General features: G+C 43.6%; 20 protein-coding genes, 1 pseudogene and 2 riboswitches. Of the genes and pseudogenes, 7 read left to right on the top strand and 14 right to left on the bottom strand.

Annotation, left to right across the window (positions count from 1 at the left end):
• Nucleotides 1–104: 104 nt before the first annotated feature.
• Nucleotides 105–206, bottom strand: a riboswitch (purine riboswitch).
• A gap of 79 nt (nt 207–285) precedes the next feature.
• From M1M80_RS03560 to mneS, 12 genes are all read right to left on the bottom strand, one after another.
• Nucleotides 286–483: an NETI motif-containing protein gene (locus tag M1M80_RS03560; protein ID WP_003219403.1), complete on the bottom strand. Its 198-nt coding sequence runs from the start codon at nt 481–483 to the stop codon at nt 286–288.
• A complete protein-coding gene (locus tag M1M80_RS03555) occupies nt 483–1,037 on the bottom strand; it encodes a DUF2179 domain-containing protein (protein WP_004397724.1) in 555 nt (184 codons plus the stop codon). Before M1M80_RS03555 ends, M1M80_RS03560 begins: the two co-directional genes overlap by 1 nt.
• A 214-nt stretch (nt 1,038–1,251) precedes the next feature.
• Nucleotides 1,252–1,419 (bottom strand): Fur-regulated basic protein FbpA, encoded by a 168-nt coding sequence (locus M1M80_RS03550; protein WP_004397726.1) that lies wholly within the window; start codon nt 1,417–1,419, stop codon nt 1,252–1,254.
• 159 nt (nt 1,420–1,578) lie between these two features.
• On the bottom strand, nt 1,579–2,382 hold the full coding sequence (locus tag M1M80_RS03545; protein ID WP_004397728.1) for a hypothetical protein: 804 nt from the start codon (nt 2,380–2,382) through the stop codon (nt 1,579–1,581).
• 209 nt (nt 2,383–2,591) lie between these two features.
• Nucleotides 2,592–3,914 carry a hypoxanthine/guanine permease PbuG gene (gene pbuG / locus M1M80_RS03540; RefSeq protein WP_060398064.1) on the bottom strand — a complete coding sequence of 441 codons (1,323 nt, stop codon included), beginning with the start codon at nt 3,912–3,914 and terminating at the stop codon, nt 2,592–2,594.
• Nucleotides 3,915–4,049: 135 nt separating this feature from the next.
• Nucleotides 4,050–4,151, bottom strand: a riboswitch (purine riboswitch).
• A 152-nt stretch (nt 4,152–4,303) separates the two neighbouring features.
• Nucleotides 4,304–5,764, bottom strand: a complete 1,461-nt coding sequence (locus M1M80_RS03535) for a DUF4179 domain-containing protein (RefSeq protein WP_004397731.1) — start codon at nt 5,762–5,764, stop codon at nt 4,304–4,306.
• Nucleotides 5,746–6,279, bottom strand: coding sequence for a sigma-70 family RNA polymerase sigma factor (locus tag M1M80_RS03530; RefSeq protein WP_004397732.1), 534 nt, complete (start codon nt 6,277–6,279; stop codon nt 5,746–5,748). Before M1M80_RS03530 ends, M1M80_RS03535 begins: the two co-directional genes overlap by 19 nt.
• 109 nt (nt 6,280–6,388) lie before the next feature.
• Nucleotides 6,389–7,930 carry a glutamine-hydrolyzing GMP synthase gene (guaA, locus tag M1M80_RS03525; protein WP_019257661.1) on the bottom strand — a complete coding sequence of 514 codons (1,542 nt, stop codon included), beginning with the start codon at nt 7,928–7,930 and terminating at the stop codon, nt 6,389–6,391.
• Between the two features lie 160 nt (nt 7,931–8,090).
• Nucleotides 8,091–10,304 (bottom strand): DUF4129 domain-containing transglutaminase family protein, encoded by a 2,214-nt coding sequence (locus M1M80_RS03520; RefSeq protein WP_060398063.1) that lies wholly within the window; start codon nt 10,302–10,304, stop codon nt 8,091–8,093.
• Nucleotides 10,305–10,325: 21 nt separating this feature from the next.
• Nucleotides 10,326–11,522 (bottom strand): DUF58 domain-containing protein, encoded by a 1,197-nt coding sequence (locus tag M1M80_RS03515; RefSeq protein WP_060398062.1) that lies wholly within the window; start codon nt 11,520–11,522, stop codon nt 10,326–10,328.
• Nucleotides 11,522–12,484, bottom strand: coding sequence for an AAA family ATPase (locus tag M1M80_RS03510; protein WP_060398061.1), 963 nt, complete (start codon nt 12,482–12,484; stop codon nt 11,522–11,524). Before M1M80_RS03510 ends, M1M80_RS03515 begins: the two co-directional genes overlap by 1 nt.
• Nucleotides 12,485–12,635: 151 nt before the next feature.
• Entirely contained in the window at nt 12,636–13,508 is an 873-nt protein-coding gene (gene mneS / locus M1M80_RS03505) for a manganese transporter MneS (protein ID WP_004397737.1), read from the bottom strand.
• Nucleotides 13,509–13,920: 412 nt separating this feature from the next.
• Between mneS and gabP the strand changes: the two genes are divergently transcribed.
• The 6 genes and pseudogenes from gabP (at nt 13,921) to M1M80_RS03475 (ending at nt 19,579) form a co-directional block, all read left to right on the top strand.
• Nucleotides 13,921–15,330 carry a GABA permease gene (gene gabP, locus M1M80_RS03500; RefSeq protein ID WP_060398060.1) on the top strand — a complete coding sequence of 470 codons (1,410 nt, stop codon included), beginning with the start codon at nt 13,921–13,923 and terminating at the stop codon, nt 15,328–15,330.
• 151 nt (nt 15,331–15,481) lie between these two features.
• Nucleotides 15,482–17,023 (top strand): outer spore coat copper-dependent laccase CotA, encoded by a 1,542-nt coding sequence (cotA, locus tag M1M80_RS03495; RefSeq protein ID WP_004397739.1) that lies wholly within the window; start codon nt 15,482–15,484, stop codon nt 17,021–17,023.
• Nucleotides 17,024–17,122: 99 nt separating this feature from the next.
• The gene (locus M1M80_RS03490) at nt 17,123–18,112 is read left to right on the top strand and encodes a DUF4003 family protein (RefSeq protein ID WP_060398059.1); all 990 of its coding nucleotides are present in this window, start codon (nt 17,123–17,125) and stop codon (nt 18,110–18,112) included.
• A gap of 13 nt (nt 18,113–18,125) precedes the next feature.
• Nucleotides 18,126–18,941 carry an alpha/beta fold hydrolase gene (locus M1M80_RS03485; protein WP_060398058.1) on the top strand — a complete coding sequence of 272 codons (816 nt, stop codon included), beginning with the start codon at nt 18,126–18,128 and terminating at the stop codon, nt 18,939–18,941.
• A gap of 82 nt (nt 18,942–19,023) precedes the next feature.
• Nucleotides 19,024–19,233, top strand: coding sequence for a cold-shock protein (locus M1M80_RS03480; RefSeq protein WP_003234008.1), 210 nt, complete (start codon nt 19,024–19,026; stop codon nt 19,231–19,233).
• Between the two features lie 188 nt (nt 19,234–19,421).
• Nucleotides 19,422–19,579 (top strand): annotated as a pseudogene (locus M1M80_RS03475) (hypothetical protein).
• 32 nt (nt 19,580–19,611) lie between these two features.
• Here the strand turns inward: M1M80_RS03475 and M1M80_RS03470 are convergent.
• Both M1M80_RS03470 and walM read right to left on the bottom strand, forming a co-directional pair.
• A complete protein-coding gene (locus M1M80_RS03470) occupies nt 19,612–20,658 on the bottom strand; it encodes a type IV pilin N-terminal domain-containing protein (RefSeq protein ID WP_060398057.1) in 1,047 nt (348 codons plus the stop codon).
• A 65-nt stretch (nt 20,659–20,723) separates the two neighbouring features.
• The gene (gene walM, locus M1M80_RS03465) at nt 20,724–21,095 is read right to left on the bottom strand and encodes a cell wall metabolism protein WalM (protein ID WP_080428965.1); all 372 of its coding nucleotides are present in this window, start codon (nt 21,093–21,095) and stop codon (nt 20,724–20,726) included.
• Nucleotides 21,096–21,532: 437 nt separating this feature from the next.
• Here walM and bdhA point away from each other — a divergent pair, with 437 nt between their 5' ends.
• A complete protein-coding gene (gene bdhA / locus M1M80_RS03460; protein ID WP_019257652.1) occupies nt 21,533–22,573 on the top strand; it encodes a (R,R)-butanediol dehydrogenase in 1,041 nt (346 codons plus the stop codon).
• The last annotated feature ends 20 nt before the right edge of the window (nt 22,574–22,593 follow it).

Raw genomic sequence — 22,593 nt, 5'->3', positions numbered from 1 at the left:
ATAAAAAATACCCGCTCTGCATTGCACTTATGAGGAAGCAATACAAACCGGGCATGGTACATGTATCGTCAGTCGTTCGCTTCTGCGATATATCCATGTCAGTTTTATCGATCACTTTCCTGCATAGTCCGGCAATTTACGGTTGCCGGGTAGAAACTTATGGGCCATATTCCCAAGATTATATGAGGTCGTGTTTTGATTTCATGTTTATCTTAACAACGGACATGGATAATGTCAACGATATTATCGAACGATACAAAAATTCATTCTACTAATGTTCGTGTTTTAGATCAATTTCCCTTCAAATACGATTTTTTTCCCGCACGGAACGATCTGAATTGACCCATTTTCCTTTTTTTCCATAAAAATAGGCTCTTCCATTCGCCGTACAGGCAGATATCCTTCTTCTTTCATTTGCTGAAGCACCGCATCAATGGTTTGCTGCTCTGTCACTTCAAACTTTTTCTTCTTCGGCTTTGCCATTATTCTTTAATTCTCCTCTTCTTCACCGCTTTAACCCAGAAGCCGCCGTGAATTGTTTTTGGTTCATATGCAATAATAAATGCCTTTGAATCAAGTGTTTTAATCGTATCATACAGCTGGAGTTCATATCTTCTCGGTGTCAGAATCTGAAGGGCTGTGCGGTCGCCTTCAAGCCCGCCTGCCACCCAGTTCGTCACGCCATAGCCTTTTTCACGAAGCTGCTTCGGAAGATCAAGATCAAGCTCCTTCGTAATCACGTTGACCATAATATAGCCAAGCGCCAATTTTTCTTCTATTTTCATGCCGGCAATCACGCCAAGACCGTAACCGAGCGCGTACGCGATTACATTTTGAATCTGGTCTAAGTTATCGAGCACCAGGCTCAGTCCTGTCACATAAACCAGTATTTCAATCGTACTGATGCCGGCCGCTAAATACCGCTGGCCTTTCAGCGTTAAAATCATTCTTATCGTAAAAAATGACACATAGACAATATTAATAATGAGAATTATGAGAACCATGGCTATCCCATTTGATAAGATGGTTTGCATCATTTTATTTCATCCCCCTACTCTTCAGCTTGCATAAAGCATTCATATTCTACTAGAGAAACGAGTCGTTTACAATCCGTTGCGGCCGTAAGCCTAAGGAAAATATTTCGACACACTTTGTCAGGTTGAACAGTAGTAGTTTACCCTCTTTCTCACCTTTTCAAAATCAAAACAAAAAAGCCCGCTTTTCAGCAGACTCACCTCTTCTCATATATTGTCAGATTTCTTTTTTCATTTTCAGAAGGGACTTGTATTCTTTTTCAAGCTCACTCAGCGTATAATCAGCCAGCTGTTCCCCTCTTCCCTGATAAAATTCCGAGAGCAGTAATTTGGTTTTTAAAAATTGTTTCTTCCGATTAATCGCTCGGCGAAGTAAATCGGCCATGTCCATCATCCTCCTTAAACATAAAGGTTTGTGCGCTGGACGTTTACAGCATTTTCCCTATCATACATGGATTAATCCTACAAATCAACTGTGTTTTTTAGATATATTTGTAAAAAGTGTGACATAAAAAAACCGGCTATAAACAGCCGGTTTTTTTCATTAAAGCGGAATCAGCGACGCCGTGAAATACTCAGAAATCAACGGCCAAGTCACCGCCGTAAACAGCAGCGCTACCGCAACCACAGCAAATACACAATAGATATAGTCAATCGGTGCATCGTGTGCCGCCTGATACAAACGCTGCACATACAGCGCCATCATAAAAAAGATCGAAAACAAGATAAGCACTGTAAACAGAACTGTCAGCATCGGGATATTCACGATCGCAAAGATCAGCCAAAGGATTGAAACAGCAATCACCGGTACAAGCAATGAACCCAAACCGGCAGCCGCTTCTCTGAACGTCACCTTCTGCTTCATCATATAGCGGGAGACGGCCCATACCGCTAAGACCATTACCGCGAAAAAGAGGAGCAAATACACAAGAACGACTAAAAATCCGTCATAGAAAGCGTGATGGCGTTCTCCAAACCCGAGCGGCCGATTCCAGCTCGCCTTTAACTGAAACCAGTTCCCGATTGAAAAGACCACACTGAATATAAGCATTGAAATCAGCCCATACTTATAATGAGAAAAACCATCCGCCACGACGGTTTTCGCCGGTGATTTTAAAATCGAGAACGCAAAACCGCAATATCTGTTGATGGCTGCCCATACAGACGCAAACTTTTCTTTAGCAGTTGATTCACCGCGTTCCTGGTGCGGTTTCTGCTTTTGTTTTTGCTTCTGCTTGCTTTGTCGGCTCGCCTTTCTGGACATTCTCGATAGCGGTTCTTCATCTGCATCTATTCTTTCACTCTGGTTAACTTCTTCTTCAAACGTTTCTTTTCTTTCTTCCGTCATGTCAGCAACTCCTATCAAAAAAATACGGCGGAATACCATTCAGTAAGAAAATAAAACACTTATATAAGGTACCGAAGCCTTCCTGAACAGTCAAGTCATTTCCATTTAAGTAAAGCATGGCGGCACATCTACATGACGGTATATCGTATGAAATGGTTTTACCTTTTGCAACAAAAAAACCAGCTGCACCGGCAGCTGGTTTTCATTCCTTATTTTAAGAAGATAAAGTACAGGATAAATACGGCAAACAGTCCGTACATGATCGGATGAACCTCTTTGGCTTTTCCTTTGCACACCATCGTAATCGGGTAGAAAATAAATCCGATGGCAATCCCAGTCGCAATGCTGTACGTTAACGGCATCATGATCATGGTAAGGAAAGCAGGAACGGCCACTTCGAACTTATCCCAAGCGATTTTGCCAAGCGGCGCCACCATCAATGCACCGACAATAATCAGCGCCGGAGCTGTTACATTTGATGTAACGACTGACAGAAGCGGTGAGAAAAACGTAGCCAGTAAAAAGAGAATACCTGTTACAATAGCCGCAAATCCTGAACGGGCGCCCGCAGCGACACCTGAGCTTGATTCAACGTAGGAAGTTGTAGTAGACGTACCAAGCACGGCACCGATTACAATGGAAGATGAATCAGCTAAAAGCGCACGGCCCGCACGCGGCAATTTGTTTTCCTTCATTAAACCAGCTTGAGTTGCCACAGCAACAAGTGTACCCGCTGTATCAAAAAATCCGACAAACAAGAAAGTTAAAATGACGATCAGCATTTGGACGGAGAAAATATCCGGCAGGTGAATCCATGCTTGTCCGAACGTCGGCGCAAGGCTCGGCACACTGCCGATGATTTGAGACGGAACCGGAACCAATCCGAAAATCATGCCGGCCACCGCTGTTAACAGCATCCCGATAAACACGCCTGCGTTCACGCGAAGCACCATTAAAATAACCGTTACAATCACACCGAAAATTGTTAACAGCACAGGGCCGCTGTGAATGTTTCCGATGGTGACGAGTGTAGAAGGATTCGCTGTAATGATTCCTGAACCTTGTAATCCAACAAATGTAATAAACAGGCCGATACCCGCGCCGACTGCCAATTTCAGCTCAGGCGGAATGGCGTTGATGATTTTTTCACGAAAACCTGTTAAAGAAAGAGCAACGAAAATAAGACCTGAAATAAAAACACCAGACAAAGCTGCCTGCCATGAAATGCCCATACCGAGGACAACAGAAAACGCAAAAAACGCGTTCAGCCCCATACCGGGCGCGATGGCAATCGGATATCTCGCTATCAATCCCATTAAGATACAGCCTGCTGCTGACGCCAGCGCTGTCGCTGTAAAGACCGCACCTTGGTCAATTCTCAGTGCCTCCGGAAAATCTTTCACGCTCTCCAAAGCAAGCGTAATCGGATTGACGAACAAAATATATGCCATAGATAAAAAAGTCGTTAATCCGCCAATGATTTCATTGCGATAGCTGGTGCCCAGCTCATCAAACTGAAAAAACTTTTTCAAGCTATTTGACTCCCTTCACTCTTTGCTATTTATCCTGCCCTGAAAACGCCAAATAAAAAACGCCCCAATACATTTTGGGACGCTTGACTACAGATGGGTTTCAGTTTGAATAAATAAACGTGTTTTATTTATATCAAACGAAAGAAATGTTTACGTAGTCAAGCCATTTACGGTAGCTTGGTAGAGACTTGCGAGCCATATCCCCGCGATTATACGAATTCATCTTATTTGATTTCTGTGTCTATTGTACCAACTTCATTTTGAATTGACAATATAAATAACGAACATTACTTATTAAAAAAATTGGTTTATTCGTCTATTGACTAAATTGGCAACAATGATAAAAACCGTATGTATGACTTCATACGGTTTTTCAACTAAAAATGATTTTATCTTGTAGGCTGACTCACCTGATGCACTGGTACAGTAAACGAGAATGGCTTTAGTTGAATCAGGTCATTTAAAACGCCTTTATCAATATACAGACCGTATTCATTAAACTCAAAATGCTTTAAAGACAGCTTATCAAGATATGCGTCATCCAGTTCAAAAGTAGATAGCATTTCGGCTGTGTCCATATTTTGCACTTCAGCTTTATTCCATTTCAAATAATAACCTTCTTCATAATAAGCCATTGGATCAGACCATGATTGCATTTTTTTCATATCACCAAGGCCAATCATTTCACCTATATTCACTAAGTCATCTTTTGACATACTTGAAGTATCAACTCCTGTGAAGCGGTAATGAACCAATACTTTCCTCCCTTCTTGTTTAATGTTCTTGATTTCAATCCCTATGTTTTGATGTTTTGTTTCAGAAAGACGATACGGCATCCCTGCATTTAGCGGGACTATTTCACTACCCTCAGCCTCAGATCTAATATCTGCTATTAATGTTAGCTTTTTCGCTTTTGGATTGATTGGTGATTTTAACTGTGTTTGGCCTTTTGCTCTTACCGTTCTCTCGTTTACTTTTTTGCGTTCTCCAAGTTCGATGTTTGACGCTGACATCTCATATGTGTTTCCTAAATCATCTTTGACTTCGTTAATTTCAACCGTATCATGCTTTGCTATGCCTTGATAATCTATTGTAAATTGAAGGACAGATCCAAGTTTCCCGTTTTCCACTTGAATATTGGAAAATTGATAACGATTATGATAAGCCGATACAACTTTTGAGCTTTCTAAATAGTTCGCATTCTTTTTGGTAATAGGCAGTTTAAATCTCCAATTTCCCTGTATTTCATTGATATGAGTAATAACAAAAGGCACGGTATCCCCATTTTTTATTTCAGTACCATTTGTATAAATCCTTAATTGTCCTGCGTATTGTTTGTTATTTAATTTTTTGAGCATTAAGGAATCATAGTTGATTGAAACATTGTCGTTAAAATTCGCTTCGTCCACATTATAGCTGATCTCTTTTTCATCAGACTGGAAGTTATCAACAGTGAAATTATAGACAAGCTGTCCGGCATCGTAATAGGAGCTGTTTACAGACACAGTGATTCCCCTTGACTCAGCTTTTTGATTCAGAGCTGTGACCAAATTGCTTTTAAACAATGATAGGCCAACTTTATCTTGAAACTCCTTATAAATTTGGCCGACAATGGGTATGCTTCCCATCGCTTTGTTTACAGATGGCAGAAAAAGACCGGACGTTAAATACAGTATACATACCACAGCAGCAACAGCGATTCCATTTGTAATTGTTCGTCCCCATTTAAAACGGCGCCTTGTGTTATTTTCATTTTCAGCACGGACGACAGCTTGATGTATTGCTTTTTTTAGCTCTTTCTTTGGCACTTCTATGTCATCAAATATCTGCTTCACTTGGTGTTTGTCCATATGTTTTGATCCTCCTTTTCCAGCTCCTGTTTCAATGCTTTTCTCGCTCTATGTAAATGTGTTTTAATCGTGCCTTCTGCCATTCCTGTTTGTTCAGCTATCATTGAAATCGAATAATCTTGAAAATAATATAGCTGAATCGTGAGCTGAACATGTTCATCAAGTGAATCAATCGCATTTCGCAAATCTATGTATTCCTCAATATTTGCTTGATCGGTTCCAGTATCATGATGTTTCTCAAATGGGACCAATTCTCCTTTCTTTTTATTCATGGCAAAAATGGAATGAATCAGTATTCGAGTAAGCCACGTTAAAAAGTACTTTGGCTCTTTTAATTTTTCTATACTGATAAAAGCTTTATAAGCCGTTTCCTGTACAGCATCAAGTGCATCTTCTTTATTCCTTAAATAGAGATAGGCTGTTTTGTATAAAGTCTCCTGATGTGCCATCATAAGCTTTTCAAAGGCCCGAGCATTTCCTTTTCTCGCCTTTGTAATCAATCTTTCTTCCTTCACCTTATCCACCTCCTATGTTGTTAGATATGAAAACTGCCGAAACGGTTTCAAAAAGTTAACAAAAAAACGCCCCTTTTATAAAAGGGACGTTTTTCTATTAGCTATTTACTTACTCCCACTCAATCGTCGCAGGCGGCTTACTTGTAATATCATACACCACGCGGTTAATATGCTTCACTTCATTCACGATACGTGTAGAAATGACTTCAAGCACATCCCACGGGATACGCGCCCAGTCAGATGTCATGCCGTCGATTGATGTAACTGCGCGGATTCCGATTGTGTAATCATATGTTCTCGCGTCACCCATAACACCAACGCTGCGGATGTCAGGAAGAACAGTGAAGTATTGCCAGATATCACGCTCTAACCCGTGATTTGCAACTTCTTCACGCAAAATCGCATCTGATTCACGAACGATTTCCAGTTTTTCTTCTGTTACTTCGCCGAGAACTCGGATTCCGAGTCCCGGTCCTGGGAAAGGCTGGCGCCATACGATTTCATCCGGAATGCCGAGCTCTGTGCCAAGCGCGCGCACTTCGTCTTTGAAGAGCGTGTTTAATGGCTCGATCAGTTCAAACTGCATGTCTTCAGGAAGCCCGCCGACATTGTGGTGAGATTTGATCGTTTGCGCCGTTGCAGTACCGCTCTCGATGATATCTGTGTAAAGCGTTCCTTGTGCAAGGTAGTCGATGCCTTTGAGCTTGTCCGCTTCATCATCGAACACGTAAATGAATTCATTACCAATGATTTTGCGTTTTTGCTCAGGATCAGAAACGCCTTTTAGTTTATTTAAGAACCTGTCTTTTGCGTCTACTTTAATCACGTTCATGTTAAAGCCTTCGCTGAATGTTTTCATAACACCCTCGGCCTCGCCTTTACGGAGAAGACCATGGTCTACAAAGATACAAGTCAGCTGATCGCCGATCGCTTTATGAATCAAAACAGCAACAACAGAGGAATCAACGCCGCCGCTTAGCGCGCAAAGAACCTGCTTGTCTCCGACCGTTTCACGGATTTTTTGCATTTCAATTTCAATAAAGTTCTCCATTGACCATTTGCCTTCACAATCACAAACGCCGAATACAAAGTTTTTCAGAAGATCATTGCCGTATTCAGAGTGGCGCACTTCCGGGTGGAACTGAACGCCGTACCATTTTTTGTCCGCTTTGCTCATCGCTGAGTTCGGGCAGTGATGGCTTGTCGCGTCAACAGTGAAGCCTTCAGGAACTTCTACAACCAAATCGCCGTGGCTCATCCAAACCACTTGTTCGTTCGGAAGATCTTTGAACAAATCAGGTGTGCCTTCGATACGGATGTTTGCTTTTCCGTATTCACGCTGGCTTGCCGCTTCAACTTTACCGCCAAGGTAATGAGTCATCAGCTGCATGCCGTAGCAAATTCCTAAAACAGGAATATCAAGCTCGAAGATTTTCTCGTCACAGCGGAAAGAGTTTTCATCATACACACTGTTTGGACCGCCGGATAAAATAATTCCTTTTGGATTCATTTCTTTAATTTCTTCAGCCGTCAATGTATGGGGATGCAGCTCGCTGTATACCCCGAATTCACGGATACGGCGTGTAATCAGCTGGTTATACTGACTGCCGAAATCAAGGACAAGAATCATTTCATTCACTAACTTTGTCATGGTTGTCACCTAATCTCCTCTAAGTTTTTTGACACAGAAAAAAACGAGGACAGATATGAAGCCGCTCCGCCCTCTTTGGCAAGGCCGTTTGCCGGAGTCCGGCAACTCGCTCCCAGACTCCGATAATATTCACTAATTCTAACAACACGTTGATAAGCGGTCAAGACCATCTTCTTTTAATTAAATTTTCCCATAACTCTCTGGATTCATTCCAAAGCTTCGCCGAATCTTCATTTCTGTACAGTGCCCGTTCATAGCTTGATGTCAGCTTTGACATGTCTTCTGAGCCATGTTTTCCATCGATTCGTTTCGCATAATCACGCAGCGTTTCACTGCCTTGTTTCGGCAGTCCTCTTCTCTTCATCTGTTTCAGGAGAGCACCATATGCTTCAAAAAACACGTGCTGATCGCTGCGCCGCTTCAATTTTCTCACAACGAAAACAGGCATCCATAACGAACGGAAAACATACAGCAATACCGCTGCCAACAGGAGGACTGCAAGAAGTGCAAGCGCTACATACCATCCTGCACCGGCATTTGCATGTGAAGCGGACGACTTTTCAGAACCAACTGGCTCCCGTTTATCCTTTTGTTTTTCCTCTTTTTTCGGCTGTTTTTTCTCTTCTTTCTGCTCCTCTTTTGTTTTCTCCGGCGAGCTGCTGCTTTCGCTGCCGGAATCCTTTGTGTCAGTAGAAGTAAACTCAGCCGGATTTGTAAACCCTTTAGTCGGCTCAAATGTGACCCAGCCCTGTTCCGGGAAATACACCTCTACCCAGGAATGGGCGTTGTTATTTGTCACTTCGTAGATGCTGCCGTTTTTGTTTCCTGCTTCTTTATATTCGCCGGACGTATACCCCTTTACCCAGCGGGCCGGAATGCCGGCCGAACGCAGGAGCACCACCATAGCGGAAGAAAAGTTGTCACAGTAGCCCATCTTTGTTTCAAACAGAAATTGATCGACATAATCCTCATCATTCTTAGGGATGGTCACGTTTTCTGTTTCATATGTGAACTCATTTGATCCTAAGTATTCCTCAACCGCTTTCACCTTATCAAACATATTATCGTGATCCTGGGTCAGCTCGATCGCAAGGGTTCTCACCCGCTCAGGCAGTGAATCCGGCAGCTGCATATAGCGGTCGCTGAATGTGTATTCCTCACTGTTGTTTCTCACTTTTACCTTTCTCAGCTCATCCAGCTTGTAGACCGGAGAATTGTACGTTACTGTATAGCTTCCCATATTTCTGATCTCACCGGCTTGTTCACTGATCGGAGAAATTTGTTCCGTGTTCCCGTTCATTTCAAGTGAGACAGCCTGCTTTGGCTGAATGGTTACCGCACCGATCGGATACATCACATGGTTATACCCGTAGTGATCATCGACTTTTACTCGGACGGTGCTGCGGTCTGTCGAAACCTTGTGGTCAAACCACAGATTTTCAACTTTTCCTCCGCTTAGCTGATATGACATGCCTGTGTCTGTTTCAATCCAGCCTTTTCCTGTATACGTATCCTTCGTTTCCACGCGGAAATACGTTCGCTCTTTTCCTTGCCATGTAAAAACAGGGGTATTATCCTGCTGAAACGGGCCGCCGAGTGATTCATCATGGTTCCCGTATCCGATTTTGCTTTCTCCAGCCGACACACGGTCTTGATTGGTGATTTTTTTGAGAAAAGGTACGGGATCAGGCCAAGCCGGATCTGATTTCGGAGCGGAAAGTCCGAATCCCACCGCAGCCAAAATCAATACAGATAAAGGAAGAAACCATTTCAAGACAGATGTTTTTGACAGCTTGATTCTTTCCATCAGCTTGATGCGTTCTAAGTATAAAAGACCCAGCATAAAGAAGCCGATCAGCACGATACGGATGACGGCAAAAGTGGCGTCATATGGTGTAAAGGTATCAAGAATCGTAATATATGCTACTGTCATCATAAAGAAAAACAAGATTCTTCTCTGGTAAATCACCCAATAATGAAGGAGATAGACCAGCAGCCACAGCAGCACAAAAAACAGCAGGGTCCGAAACGAAGGAATCATGTCATTCCATTGCCCTGATTGAATCAGCGTGATATTCAAATAGACATCCTTAAAAAAAGAGCTGACCCAGCTCAAGTCAAATATAGATCCTTGATAAAACAGGATGTGTATCGAGATCAACGTAAATATGACACAAAAAGGAACGGTGACAAACCACCTCATCCTGAAAAAGGTCAGCAGAAACGTCAAGCCGATAAACACAATAAAAAAGCCCGTATGTTTCGTATCTGTAAAACTGTCAAGCGGCCTGAGCCACTCCCACAGCAATAAAAACGCCAGAAAATAAAATAACAGCAAGCTCAAACGGCTTCCCTTCTGGTCATCGTGCGGCATGTGCACCCGTCACCTCTCTTTCTAAACAACACGCGAAACTTGTCCGCACCTCATGACCTGAACTCTGATTTGACGTTTCATCATGCGTTCGATCATGACGTTTTCAGCTTGAGAAAGCTCAGCAGCTTTCTCTTTTGCCAGTATCACTGTCACCCGGCCGCCCCCGATTTCTGCTATGTTCAGCAAATCTTCCGTGAAATGTCCCGTGACGATCACTTTGTCAGCCTGGCGAACAGACGGCTTCCCCAGCTCCTCCCGTACATATCGGCTTACCGGGTCAGCCGCATCACAATGAGCGACGGCTAAATGACGAAGCATATGCTTAAAATGCTGCTCCCCCTCCTGAATAGGAAAAATGTTTTTTTCCTTTCCGACTGAGGCCAAGCCTGCCCCCGCGCCGTTTTTTAAAACAGAATGAAGAATCGAAGCTGTCACAGAAACGACCTCTTCGAATGCTTCCGAGGAAAATCGGTCCATCAGAAGAAACAGGTTTTTGCTTCGAGACGGTTCAAATTCCTTCGTCATCAGCTGGTTTCGCCGTGCAGAAGTCTTCCAATCTAATGCAGCAAACCGGTCTCCCGGCTGATAATTCCGCACACTTGCTGCGACTGCGGAATGGTGCTGATGAATCGGAGAAGAACCGCTTACTCCATCTTCCTGATGCTTCTCATTCACCTGATAAGGAAGACGCTGAAAGGATGGATAAACAAACAGGGTATCATTCAGCTCATAAAAAGCTGTTTTTTCAATCAGACCGAGAACATCCCCTGTTCGCACCCTGACAGCATGAAAATGATGCTCCCCGCGCGGTACCCGAGCTAATTCATACGACATTGTCATACTCCGTTTAAACCAAGGAAAAACGAGCCGTTTGGCCGCGGCTTCGTCTCGGTTCAATGACTCGATTCCTTCTGGCAGGCAATCTTCAATCACCATATACATCAGGGGAAACGGCAGCTTTCTTCTCAGCGTTACCGACACGCCCAGCCTGTCCCCCGCATGCAATTGTGTTTTGACCATTTGCCGTGAAGCCTGAAAAGAGCGGAGCGGGTACAGCGCCAGCAGCCCGGCATACACCACAAAAGGGAGAAATGCGTAAAACAAAAACCAGCTGACAAAGCCGCCCTGAAACATTGCGTAGGAAAAAACAGCACCCGTCAATAACGTTAATACAATCAGCTTCCACCCATATACCAGCCATTGCAATTTCTTCTTCATCAGCGGATCGACGACCTTTGAACCGGCACCTTCACAGTTGACATGATCTCCCGTACAATCGCTTCTGCCTGGATCCCTTCAAATTTCGCCTCTGGCTGCAGCAGCATCCGGTGCGGAAGCGTAAAAGGAGCCAAATATTGAATATCATCCGGAATGACATAGTCGCGATGATGCAGCAGCGCGTATGCTTGGGCCGCTTTCATGAGAGCAATTGATCCGCGCGGACTCACGCCTAATTGAACAGAGCCATGCTGTCTCGTTTTCTGCACAATTTCAACAATATATTCTTTTATGCTGTCATCAGCGCGGACATTTTGAACTTCCCGCTGCAAACGGATGAAATCTTCTTTTGTAATAACCGGTTCAAGTGTCTCAATCGGATGGCTTTTTTCCTGAAGAGATAAGACGTCCAGCTCCTCATTAAAGGACGGATAACCCATGCGGAGTTTGAATAAAAAACGGTCAAGCTGGGCTTCCGGCAAAGGATAGGTCCCTTCATATTCGACCGGGTTTTGCGTTGCCATCACAAAAAACGGGGCGGCAAGCGGCATCGTATGGCCATCTACCGTTACGCTTCCCTCTTCCATCGCTTCAAGCAAAGCCGACTGTGTCTTCGGAGAGGTACGGTTGATTTCATCGGCAAGCACGATGTTTCCCATAATCGGGCCCGGACGGTATTCAAATTCCATCGTTTTCGCATTATAGATGGATACGCCTGTTACATCAGATGGCAGCAAATCTGGAGTAAATTGGATTCTTTTGAAATCGGCGCCGATTGACTTTGCCAGCGCGCGGACCATCATCGTTTTTCCGACTCCGGGCACATCCTCAAGCAGCACATGCCCTTTGGCAAGAATGGCTGCTAAACTGAGTATGGCGATGTCTCGTTTTCCAACCATTACTCTATTAATATGGTCAACTGCTTTCCCCAGCAAAGGATGCAGGTCTTCTTGATATGCCATTCTTTTCCTCCTAGTCATCTACAAAATTCATCATATCGTAACCTAACTTTACCACAAAAAACAATCTGTATAAAAAAACGATTCTAGCAAATTGTTTCCAATAAAGCAGGCCAAAACACACAAAAAAAGCTTCCTGTGACAGGAAGCTCAATTATTTGCGTTCTAAAGGCTCCATATGAACATGCGAATAATCAATTGCATGCTCCTCCTTCATTCTCCGCTCAATTTCATTGGCAATATCGTGGCTTTCCGTAATATTTAAATCTGCTGATACCTCAACTACCACATCTACGTAAACAGTACTGCCCAAGTATCTCGCTTTAATGTCTTTTAACCGGCTCACTCCGGAGACCTTTTCGATCGTCTGTTTATAAGCCGAAATGTCCTTTACGTCGAAGCCATCTGTCAATGAGTGAGATGATTCTTTAAAAATGTCCCATGCCGTTTTGCAAATGAGAAGACCGATCACAAACGCCGTCACAGTATCAATCCAAGCAAGGTGGAATTGCGCTGCTATAATTCCGATAAACGTGCCGATACTGACAAACGCATCTGATTTATTATCAGCAGCTGCGGCAAGGAGCGCCTGGCTCTTCACCTTTTTGGCCAGCCTTTTATTGTACTGGTAGACCACAAGCATCAGGGCTGCCCCGCCCGCTGCCGTCCAAGCCGCAATCATATCCGGCGTCTCTTGTTTAGCAGAAAAAATAGATTCTCCGGCGCTGAATAGCACTTGCAGTCCGACAACCATCATAATAAACGATGCGATAAGTGATGCAATTGTTTCCGCACGGAAGTGGCCGTATGGATGATCTTCATCAGGAGGCTTTTGAGAGATACGCAGGCCGATCAGCACAGCAACAGAAGCAATAATGTCAGTTGTGTTATTTAACCCGTCTGCCGTAAGTGCTTCCGAGTGAAAAAGATAACCGATAATCAGCTTAATCGCGGACAGGACAAGATACGCGGCAATGCTGACCAGCGCCCCGGATTCTCCCTTTTTCAGTTCATCATATCTCTCCATACAAAACCTCCTCTCCGCACGTGTATTCCTATTATTATGATACAAAGCTGAACCGCAGTGGGTCTACAGAAACATGATTCACCAGCCACAGAAAAATAGTGACGATAGAACACTTTTTCTCTAAACCAATTTATTTTCTCATCTGAAAATCCCTTCAAATTCAATGATGCCAAGGCTTCTGGCACCCTTCCATATTTTTAAAATTATACTAAACTGCAAAAATGAATAATTAACGGAACATTTTTTCTTTTATTCCAAGCATATCTGCTGAAAACATCGCCAACAAAACACTACAAATTTGAAATAAGCTGTTATATTTTCTTACACGAATTTTCGACAAACTGTATATTTATGATAGAGTTTCAATTATCATAATATTCAGTAATGACTTCATTCTTAAAGGAGGCAACCTATGAACCAGTCTCAATCAGGATTAAAAAAAGAATTAAAGACCCGCCATATGACAATGATTTCGATCGCCGGCGTGATCGGAGCCGGCCTATTTGTAGGCAGCGGTTCAGTGATTCACTCTACTGGGCCCGGTGCCATTATTTCTTACGCACTAGCCGGATTATTGGTGATTTTTATCATGAGAATGCTCGGCGAGATGTCTGCCGTAAACCCGACGAGCGGATCGTTTTCTCAATACGCTCACGATGCCATCGGACCGTGGGCAGGATTTACAATCGGATGGCTGTATTGGTTTTTCTGGGTGATTGTCATCGCGATCGAAGCAATCGCCGGCGCAGGCATTATTCAATACTGGTACCAAGATATTCCGCTATGGCTGACAAGTTTGATCTTGACGATCTTGCTCACCCTGACAAATATCTACTCCGTTAAGTCATTCGGTGAGTTCGAATATTGGTTCTCCCTCATTAAAGTTGTTACCATCATCGCTTTTCTAATCGTTGGTTTTGCCTTTATTTTTGGCTTTGCGCCAGGCAGTGAGCCAGTCGGTTTATCCAATATTACAGGCAAAGGCGGATTTTTCCCGGAAGGCATCAGCTCCGTATTGCTCGGTATTGTTGTTGTCATCTTTTCCTTTATGGGAACAGAAATTGTTGCCATTGCAGCGGGAGAAACATCCAATCCGATCGAATCCGTGACAAAAGCGACCCGATCCGTTGTATGGCGCATCATCGTCTTTTACGTTGGCTCTATCGCCGTTGTTGTGGCGCTTTTACCTTGGAATTCAGCGAATATATTAGAAAGCCCTTTCGTCGCTGTACTTGAGCATATTGGAGTGCCGGCAGCCGCGCAGATTATGAACTTTATCGTCCTCACAGCCGTACTCTCTTGCCTGAATTCAGGTTTGTACACCACATCCAGAATGCTGTATTCACTCGCAGAAAGAAACGAAGCGCCGCGCCGTTTTATGAAATTGAGCAAAAAAGGCGTTCCCGTACAAGCCATTGTCGCCGGAACCTTTTTCTCTTATATCGCGGTCGTAATGAACTACTTTTCACCGGACACCGTCTTTTTATTCTTAGTGAACTCATCAGGCGCCATTGCTTTGCTCGTCTATCTCGTCATCGCTGTTTCCCAGCTGAGAATGCGAAAAAAACTCGAAAAAACAAACCCGGAAGCATTGAAGATCAAAATGTGGCTCTTTCCTTTCCTAACCTACTTGACCATCATCGCCATCTGCGGAATTTTAGTATCTATGGCGTTTATTGATTCCATGAGAGACGAGCTGCTGCTGACAGGCGTCATCACGGGAATCGTTCTGATTTCTTATCTTGCGTTCAGAAAACGCAAGGTGAGCGAGAAAGCGACAGCCAAGCCAGTCACACAGCAGCAGCCCGACATCCTGCCTTAATGCTGATCAAATCCTAAACGGTCTGCCGTTTAGGATTTTGTTATTTTCTTCTTCGAGCAGGCAGCGACACACAAATTTTTTTGTAACCATCACGTCCTTATTGTCATTAACTATAGTACCAATTTGGAAAATTTAGATAAGGACGATGAAAATGACACTTGAAAAATTTGCGGATGCTCTCCCAATCCCAGATACACTAAAGCCGGTGCAGCAAACAAAAGAAAAGACTTACTACGAAGTCACCATGGAGGAATGCACTCATCAGCTTCACCGCGATCTCCCCCCGACCCGCCTGTGGGGCTACAACGGCTTATTTCCCGGGCCTACCATTGAGGTTAAAAGAAACGAAAACGTTTATGTGAAATGGATGAACAACCTTCCGTCAGAGCATTTTCTTCCGATCGACCACACCATTCATCATAGTGACAGCCAGCATGAAGAGCCCGAGGTAAAGACTGTCGTTCATTTACACGGAGGCGTCACGCCTGATGATAGTGACGGGTATCCGGAGGCCTGGTTTTCCAAAGACTTTGAACAAACAGGCCCTTATTTTAAACGAGAGGTTTATCATTATCCGAATCAGCAACGCGGTGCTATTTTGTGGTATCACGATCACGCCATGGCGCTGACCAGGCTGAATGTCTATGCCGGACTTGTCGGCGCTTATATTATTCACGATCCAAAGGAAAAACGCTTAAAGCTGCCTTCCGGCGAATACGACGTCCCGCTTCTTATCACGGACCGCACGATCAATGAGGACGGTTCTTTGTTTTATCCAAGCGGGCCTGAAAACCCTTCCCCGTCACTGCCTAACCCATCAATCGTTCCGGCTTTTTGCGGAGAAACCATACTCGTCAACGGGAAGGCATGGCCATACTTGGAGGTCGAACCGAGGAAATACCGCTTCCGCGTCATCAACGCCTCTAATACGAGAACCTATAACCTGTCACTCGATAATGGCGGAGAATTTATTCAGATCGGTTCAGACGGAGGGCTTCTGCCTCGTTCTGTTAAACTGAACTCTTTTAGTCTTGCGCCTGCTGAGCGTTATGATATCATCATTGACTTCACAGCCTATGAAGGACAATCGATCATTTTGGCAAACAGCGAAGGCTGCGGCGGTGACGTCAATCCCGAAACAGATGCGAATGTCATGCAATTCAGAGTCACAAAGCCATTGCAACAAAAAGACGAAAGCAGAAAGCCGAAGTACCTCGCCTCATACCCTTCAGTGCAGAATGAAAGAATACAAAACATCAGAACACTGAAACTGGCAGGCACTCAGGACGAATACGGCAGACCCGTCCTTCTTCTCAATAACAAACGCTGGCACGATCCTGTTACAGAAGCACCAAAAGCCGGCACAACTGAGATATGGTCCATCATCAACCCGACACGCGGAACACATCCAATCCACCTGCATCTGGTCTCCTTCCGTGTATTAGACCGGCGTCCGTTTGATATCGCACGTTATCAAGAAAGAGGGGAATTGTCCTATACCGGCCCGGCTGTTCCGCCGCCTCCAAGTGAAAAGGGGTGGAAAGACACCATTCAAGCTCACGCCGGTGAAGTCCTGAGAATCGCCGTGACATTCGGGCCGTACAGCGGACGATACGTATGGCACTGCCATATTCTCGAGCATGAAGACTATGACATGATGAGACCGATGGATATAACAGATCCCCGTAAATAACCCGACAAACTTGCCTCTTGCAGGCAAGTTTTTTTCTTTATGAAACTTTTGGCCCCATTTATCGTATAACGTAAAAACAGCAAAAAGGAGCTGCTTTTTATGCTGACAAACGACCTAAATAAAAAAACAAAGCGATACATTTCCATTTATGCCGAATTAAAATCAAAATTAAAATGGAAAGTTTCACACGATCAGATATTAATGCTCATTTCTTCTGCATATATTGTGAATAAAAGAGAGTTTGATTTTCAGCGCTTTTATGATTTGAGCAGCTATATCAAATCAAACATCGGCAGCTTCTCAACACTCAATTCACACCACCGCTTTACTGTTGCTTCCATTCTGGACATTCATTTTCAGCAGGAAGCCAAACAAGCATTCCTTACTTTTATTGACAGATACAATGAGATGGTGAGGCTTGGATACAAACGGGACATTTTCACTTACCTTTCCGCCCTTATCATACTCACCGGCAAGTCCGAAGCGATCAATCAAAAAGAACAGATGAACATGGGGCTCTCTGTTTATCAGCAGATGAAAAAACATCACTATTTCCTCACGTCAACTCAAAATGTCCCGCTTGCCATATTGCTTGCCGGGAACGGGAAAGGATTACAGGCGCTGAATAAAGCAGAAGCGTGCTATCAGCAGCTGGCAGCTGGCGGATTTCGCAAAGGCCAGCACTTACACCAAACCAGCCACATCCTAGCCCTGCACGATGAAAAAGGAGCTGAAACGCTTGTTTTACAATGCAGAAAGCTGTTCCAAACCATCACTGAATCTCACAAAAAACCAAAGGATGTACATTACCCTGATCTTGCCCTGCTCACATTTCTGGAAGAGCCTGATATCAAAACTGTTCTGGCCATCACAGACGAGCTGAACCAAGATAAACGATTCAAATGGAAAAAGGAATTGAACTACAAAATTGCTGTCAGCCTATATCTCAGTGAGCATATGGAGAAAAATCTGCTGATGGAATCAGGACTGTACACAGCCATCGAAACCGCCATTCAGGCACAGCAGGCAGCCGCGACAGCTGTCATCGTCAGTTCAACAGCAGCCAGTCATTCTCAAGACGGAAACTAGAGGAGGAGTAAAAATGCCCTACATCACATTAGAAGATCAGACACGACTGTACTATGAAACGCACGGGAGCGGTACACCGATCCTGTTTATACACGGAGTGCTGATGAGCGGACAATTTTTCCACAAACAGTTCTCAGCACTCTCTGCCAATTATCAGTGTATTCGTCTCGATCTTAGAGGACACGGCGAATCCGACAAAGTCCTGCACGGACACACCATTTCCCAATATGCCCGTGACGTAAGGGAATTTCTAAAAGCAATGGAGCTCGACCGTGCCGTGCTTGCCGGCTGGTCAATGGGTGCTTTTGTCGTATGGGATTATCTCAATCAATTTGGGAATGATAACATACAAGCCGCTGTCATTATTGATCAATCAGCTTCCGACTACCAATGGGAGGGCTGGGAGCACGGTCCGTTTGATTTTGACGGTCTAAAAACGGCGATGCACGCCATTCAGACTGAACCGCTGCCATTCTACAAAAACTTCATCCATAATATGTTCGCAGAACCGCCTGCCGAGACAGAAACAGAATGGATGCTGGCAGAAATCCTCAAACAGCCGGCTGCGATTTCAAGCACGATTTTATTTAACCAAACGGCTGCTGATTACCGCGGCACCCTTCAAAACATCAATGTGCCGACATTGCTGTGCTTCGGGGAAGACCGCAAATTTTTCTCTACTGCTGCTGGAGAACACTTGCATGACCTCATTCCAAATTCGACGCTCGTCACCTTTTCAAAAAGCAGCCATTGCCCGTTTTTAGAAGAACCGGACGCTTTTAACAGCACACTCCTCTCCTTCTTAGATGGACTGATTGGAAAGTCATAAAGAAAAAGGAATTAGGAGATTAGGGAAAAGTATGAGACAATAAGAAATGTGCAGTAAAATACATGAGGGAAGAAGTGACTTTATGTCTTACTATAACAAACGTAATCAAGAACCGCTGCCTAAAGAAGATGTGAGTACTTGGGAATGCACAAAAGAAGACTGTAACGGCTGGACCCGAAAAAACTTCGCCAGCAGTGACACGCCATTGTGCCCTTTGTGCGGAAGTAAAATGGTCGACGGCATCCGTTCATTAGTGAATCTCCAAAACAACAGCCAAACGAAAACAAGCTAGCTCTTCCCTATAATAAATGCAGTCTCCTGCAAGCAAACAATCCCCGAACGGAGACGCAGATTCTATATCCAGAATGAAGGCCTCTCATTGCAAGAGGCCGCAGATTAGAAAGAAGCCCAAAACTGTAAATGTTTAGGGCTTTTTATTTTTTCGTTATGGTATAATATGGATGCAGAAGGGGTGATAACGTGATCACAAACCAGCAGCAAAAAGACCTAAAAAAAAGGCTACGTTCAAAAAGCTGAACCTTGCAATCAACTCTTATGTTGAACTTCTGTTTTTGTCGATACCTCTTATCCATCTCTTTAAATGGCTCGGATCATTAGCCCTGCACCTCGTCCATTAAAAAACCACTCAGCCCATGCCGAGTGGTTTTTATTAGTTGATGACAGAAAAGCTGTTGATGATGCCGTTTGGATTTTCCCACACTTTTTTGAACGTCTTATCTTCAAGATTATAGGAATAAATCGTCCGCACCTTGGCTTCACGCCCTGTTTCATCCTTTAGCTTTTTAGCCCCCTCGGCTTCGGCAAGAAAATAAATGTTCTTTCCATCCTTAGAGAACTGCGGCTGTGCGTCCATTAACAGCTTAAATGATTTTTGATTTGAAATGATGTTTTCATATTTTTTCGTGTCCGCATTCAACATCTGAATAGAAGCGGTTTGCTCCGTGCCTTTTTGTGTATATGATGTAAACAATATACGTTTATCATCATCAGAAACAGCAATATCGCTGATAAACTGGTCAAGGCTCTTCAGCTCATCAAATTTGTTTTGATGGCCTGCAGCAAAATGAATCGTTGTCGGTTCAGGATCGATCCCTTTTTCGTTCGCTTCATCTGTTTTCTTGTAGTCTTCTTCTACAGAATAATGAAGCAATGCAAATGAATCTGTTTTTTTGTTATAAAAGAAGCTGCTGACGCTGTCATCCTGATCATTCGCGGCAGGATAAAGGTTTTTATACTTCTTTGTTTTCAGATCAAAGGATGCGATCCGGAAATTGCTTTCGTCCGCTTTTCCTAAACGGAAATAGATGGTTGAACGATCCTTTGATAAAAACAGGCTGTCGGCACTCTCCGCACCTTTATAAAGCATCGTCTTTTTATTAGACTTTAGATCCAGCTTAAAAAGCCTCATTTCATTTTGATCATTATTGCCCGTATAATAGAGCACCTGCTGCTTTTGATCCAAGGCAAATGCCGGATAGCTGGTCAGCATCTCCTCATGGATCACCTTATCATTTTCATAATACTTCGTCAGCAGATCGGTATTCGTAATCGAAACAAGCAGCTTATCACCGCTTTCCGTATTTACTGAAACATCAGCAGCGGTCTCATGGCCTTTATCCTTTACAACATAAAACGCAAAACCCGCCACAGCGGCTGCTATCACAACAGTTAACAATAATATGATTCTTTTTTTCATCTTTTATCTCCACCAATAGAAAAAGCAAGAATGTGACTTCTTGCTTTACAGATTATATATGTAGATTAATAGCTGTAATGTCCCGCTACTTTTCCTTTGCTTAATGGGTATCCAAGCGCTTTAAACGCTTTAGGGCTTACATCGAGGACTGCATTAGGCATTCTGCCAACATCATTTTTGTAAACCGTAATCACCTTTTTAGGTTTCGCTTTTGCATAAGCTCTGATTTTTGTCCCGTTTTTAGGAACGTCAAATCCGATCTTGGTCGCACAGTCCCAATGTCCAAGTTTTTTACCTGAAGAGCCTTTTTTCCCGACTCCATTATACCAAGTAATATTTCCGTTCACATGTTTCGCACTGGCATCTGATGAAAAACTCAAAGCTCCCAAAGTACTTCCTACTAAGATAAAAGCGGCTAAAATGACTTTCTTCAACATTTCGTCCCCCTGTTTGTTAACATCTAGGAAAATTATACACGATGAACCAGGGATTTTTTATTTCAATATCCTTACAGTAATGTTACAAAGTCTGAAAAGTTACCTCTGCTAAAATAAACCATGGAAGATTATCCTATTATAATTGCAGTGTTAGCGTTATAATTGTTGATAGAGTAGTTGTCGCATTCAATATGAACGAACCATTACCGTATTGTTCAAACCAAATTCATAGCTATGTAAACGATTCATACTCTCATATAAAGAAAAAAGAGTGTGCGAGACTCTTTTTTCTTCAAAATTTCTTTTTTCAAAAAAACGTAGATTATATTATATAAAAGTTTCATTTCTTTTTTGGTTTTAAAAATGGCGATTTTGTGAACAGTTCATATTGACCGGTGCGGAATTACTCACATCAAAAGTTATAGGAGTGGTAATCCATGAAGGCAGCAAGATGGCATAACCAAAAGGATATCCGTATTGAACATATCGAAGAGCCAAAAACGGAACCGGGAAAAGTAAAGATCAAAGTCAAATGGTGCGGCATCTGCGGCAGTGATTTACACGAATATCTAGGCGGCCCGATCTTTATTCCGGTTGACAAACCGCATCCGTTAACGAATGAAACAGCACCTGTCACAATGGGCCATGAATTCTCCGGTGAAGTTGTTGAAGTCGGAGAAGGCGTTGAAAACTATAAAGCAGGAGACCGCGTTGTGGTCGAACCGATTTTTGCCACACACGGCCACCAGGGCGCCTACAACCTTGATGAACAAATGGGATTCCTCGGCTTAGCCGGCGGAGGCGGCGGTTTCTCTGAATACGTCTCTGTAGATGAAGAGCTGTTGTTCAAGCTTCCTGATGAATTATCATATGAACAAGGTGCGCTCGTTGAGCCTTCTGCGGTCGCTTTATATGCTGTCCGCTCAAGCAAAATCAAAGCCGGCGACAAAGCGGCTGTATTCGGCTGCGGCCCGATCGGACTTCTTGTGATTGAAGCGCTGAAGGCTGCTGGTGCGACTGATATTTACGCTGTTGAGCTTTCACCTGAACGCCAGCAAAAAGCTGAGGAGCTTGGAGCCATCATCGTTGATCCGTCCAAAACAGACGATGTAGTCGCTGAGATTGCAGAGCGTACCGGCGGCGGTGTTGACGTATCATTCGAAGTCACAGGCGTTCCAGTTGTATTACGGCAAGCGATCCAATCCACTACAATTGCCGGTGAAACAGTCATCGTCAGCATTTGGGAAAAAGGCGCTGAAATCCACCCGAACGATATCGTAATCAAAGAACGTACAGTAAAAGGAATTATCGGATACCGCGACATCTTCCCGGCTGTATTGTCATTAATGAAAGAAGGCTATTTCTCAGCTGACAAACTCGTAACGAAAAAAATCGTGTTAGACGATTTGATCGAGGAAGGCTTCGGGTCTCTTATAAAAGAGAAAAACCAAGTCAAAATCCTTGTCAGACCTAACTAATTTGAAACTAAAAAGAATCC

The sequence above is a fragment of the Bacillus inaquosorum genome, from assembly GCF_023238325.1.
Classification (GTDB): Bacteria; Bacillota; Bacilli; order Bacillales; family Bacillaceae; genus Bacillus; species Bacillus inaquosorum.
This window is presented reverse-complemented; position numbering and strand designations above follow the sequence as displayed.

What these genes read in the sequence shown, in the direction of transcription:
- M1M80_RS03560 (WP_003219403.1), bottom strand. Translation starts at nt 483, where the DNA reads ATGGCAAAGCCGAAGAAGAAAAAGTTTGAAGTGACAGAGCAGCAAACC.
- M1M80_RS03555 (WP_004397724.1), bottom strand. Translation starts at nt 1,037, where the DNA reads ATGATGCAAACCATCTTATCAAATGGGATAGCCATGGTTCTCATAATT.
- M1M80_RS03550 (WP_004397726.1), bottom strand. Translation starts at nt 1,419, where the DNA reads ATGGCCGATTTACTTCGCCGAGCGATTAATCGGAAGAAACAATTTTTA.
- M1M80_RS03545 (WP_004397728.1), bottom strand. Translation starts at nt 2,382, where the DNA reads ATGACGGAAGAAAGAAAAGAAACGTTTGAAGAAGAAGTTAACCAGAGT.
- M1M80_RS03535 (WP_004397731.1), bottom strand. Translation starts at nt 5,764, where the DNA reads ATGGACAAACACCAAGTGAAGCAGATATTTGATGACATAGAAGTGCCA.
- guaA (WP_019257661.1), bottom strand. Translation starts at nt 7,930, where the DNA reads ATGACAAAGTTAGTGAATGAAATGATTCTTGTCCTTGATTTCGGCAGT.
- M1M80_RS03520 (WP_060398063.1), bottom strand. Translation starts at nt 10,304, where the DNA reads ATGCCGCACGATGACCAGAAGGGAAGCCGTTTGAGCTTGCTGTTATTT.
- M1M80_RS03515 (WP_060398062.1), bottom strand. Translation starts at nt 11,522, where the DNA reads ATGAAGAAGAAATTGCAATGGCTGGTATATGGGTGGAAGCTGATTGTA.
- M1M80_RS03510 (WP_060398061.1), bottom strand. Translation starts at nt 12,484, where the DNA reads ATGGCATATCAAGAAGACCTGCATCCTTTGCTGGGGAAAGCAGTTGAC.
- mneS (WP_004397737.1), bottom strand. Translation starts at nt 13,508, where the DNA reads ATGGAGAGATATGATGAACTGAAAAAGGGAGAATCCGGGGCGCTGGTC.
- gabP (WP_060398060.1), top strand. Translation starts at nt 13,921, where the DNA reads ATGAACCAGTCTCAATCAGGATTAAAAAAAGAATTAAAGACCCGCCAT.
- cotA (WP_004397739.1), top strand. Translation starts at nt 15,482, where the DNA reads ATGACACTTGAAAAATTTGCGGATGCTCTCCCAATCCCAGATACACTA.
- M1M80_RS03490 (WP_060398059.1), top strand. Translation starts at nt 17,123, where the DNA reads ATGCTGACAAACGACCTAAATAAAAAAACAAAGCGATACATTTCCATT.
- M1M80_RS03485 (WP_060398058.1), top strand. Translation starts at nt 18,126, where the DNA reads ATGCCCTACATCACATTAGAAGATCAGACACGACTGTACTATGAAACG.
- M1M80_RS03480 (WP_003234008.1), top strand. Translation starts at nt 19,024, where the DNA reads ATGTCTTACTATAACAAACGTAATCAAGAACCGCTGCCTAAAGAAGAT.
- M1M80_RS03470 (WP_060398057.1), bottom strand. Translation starts at nt 20,658, where the DNA reads ATGAAAAAAAGAATCATATTATTGTTAACTGTTGTGATAGCAGCCGCT.
- walM (WP_080428965.1), bottom strand. Translation starts at nt 21,095, where the DNA reads ATGTTGAAGAAAGTCATTTTAGCCGCTTTTATCTTAGTAGGAAGTACT.
- bdhA (WP_019257652.1), top strand. Translation starts at nt 21,533, where the DNA reads ATGAAGGCAGCAAGATGGCATAACCAAAAGGATATCCGTATTGAACAT.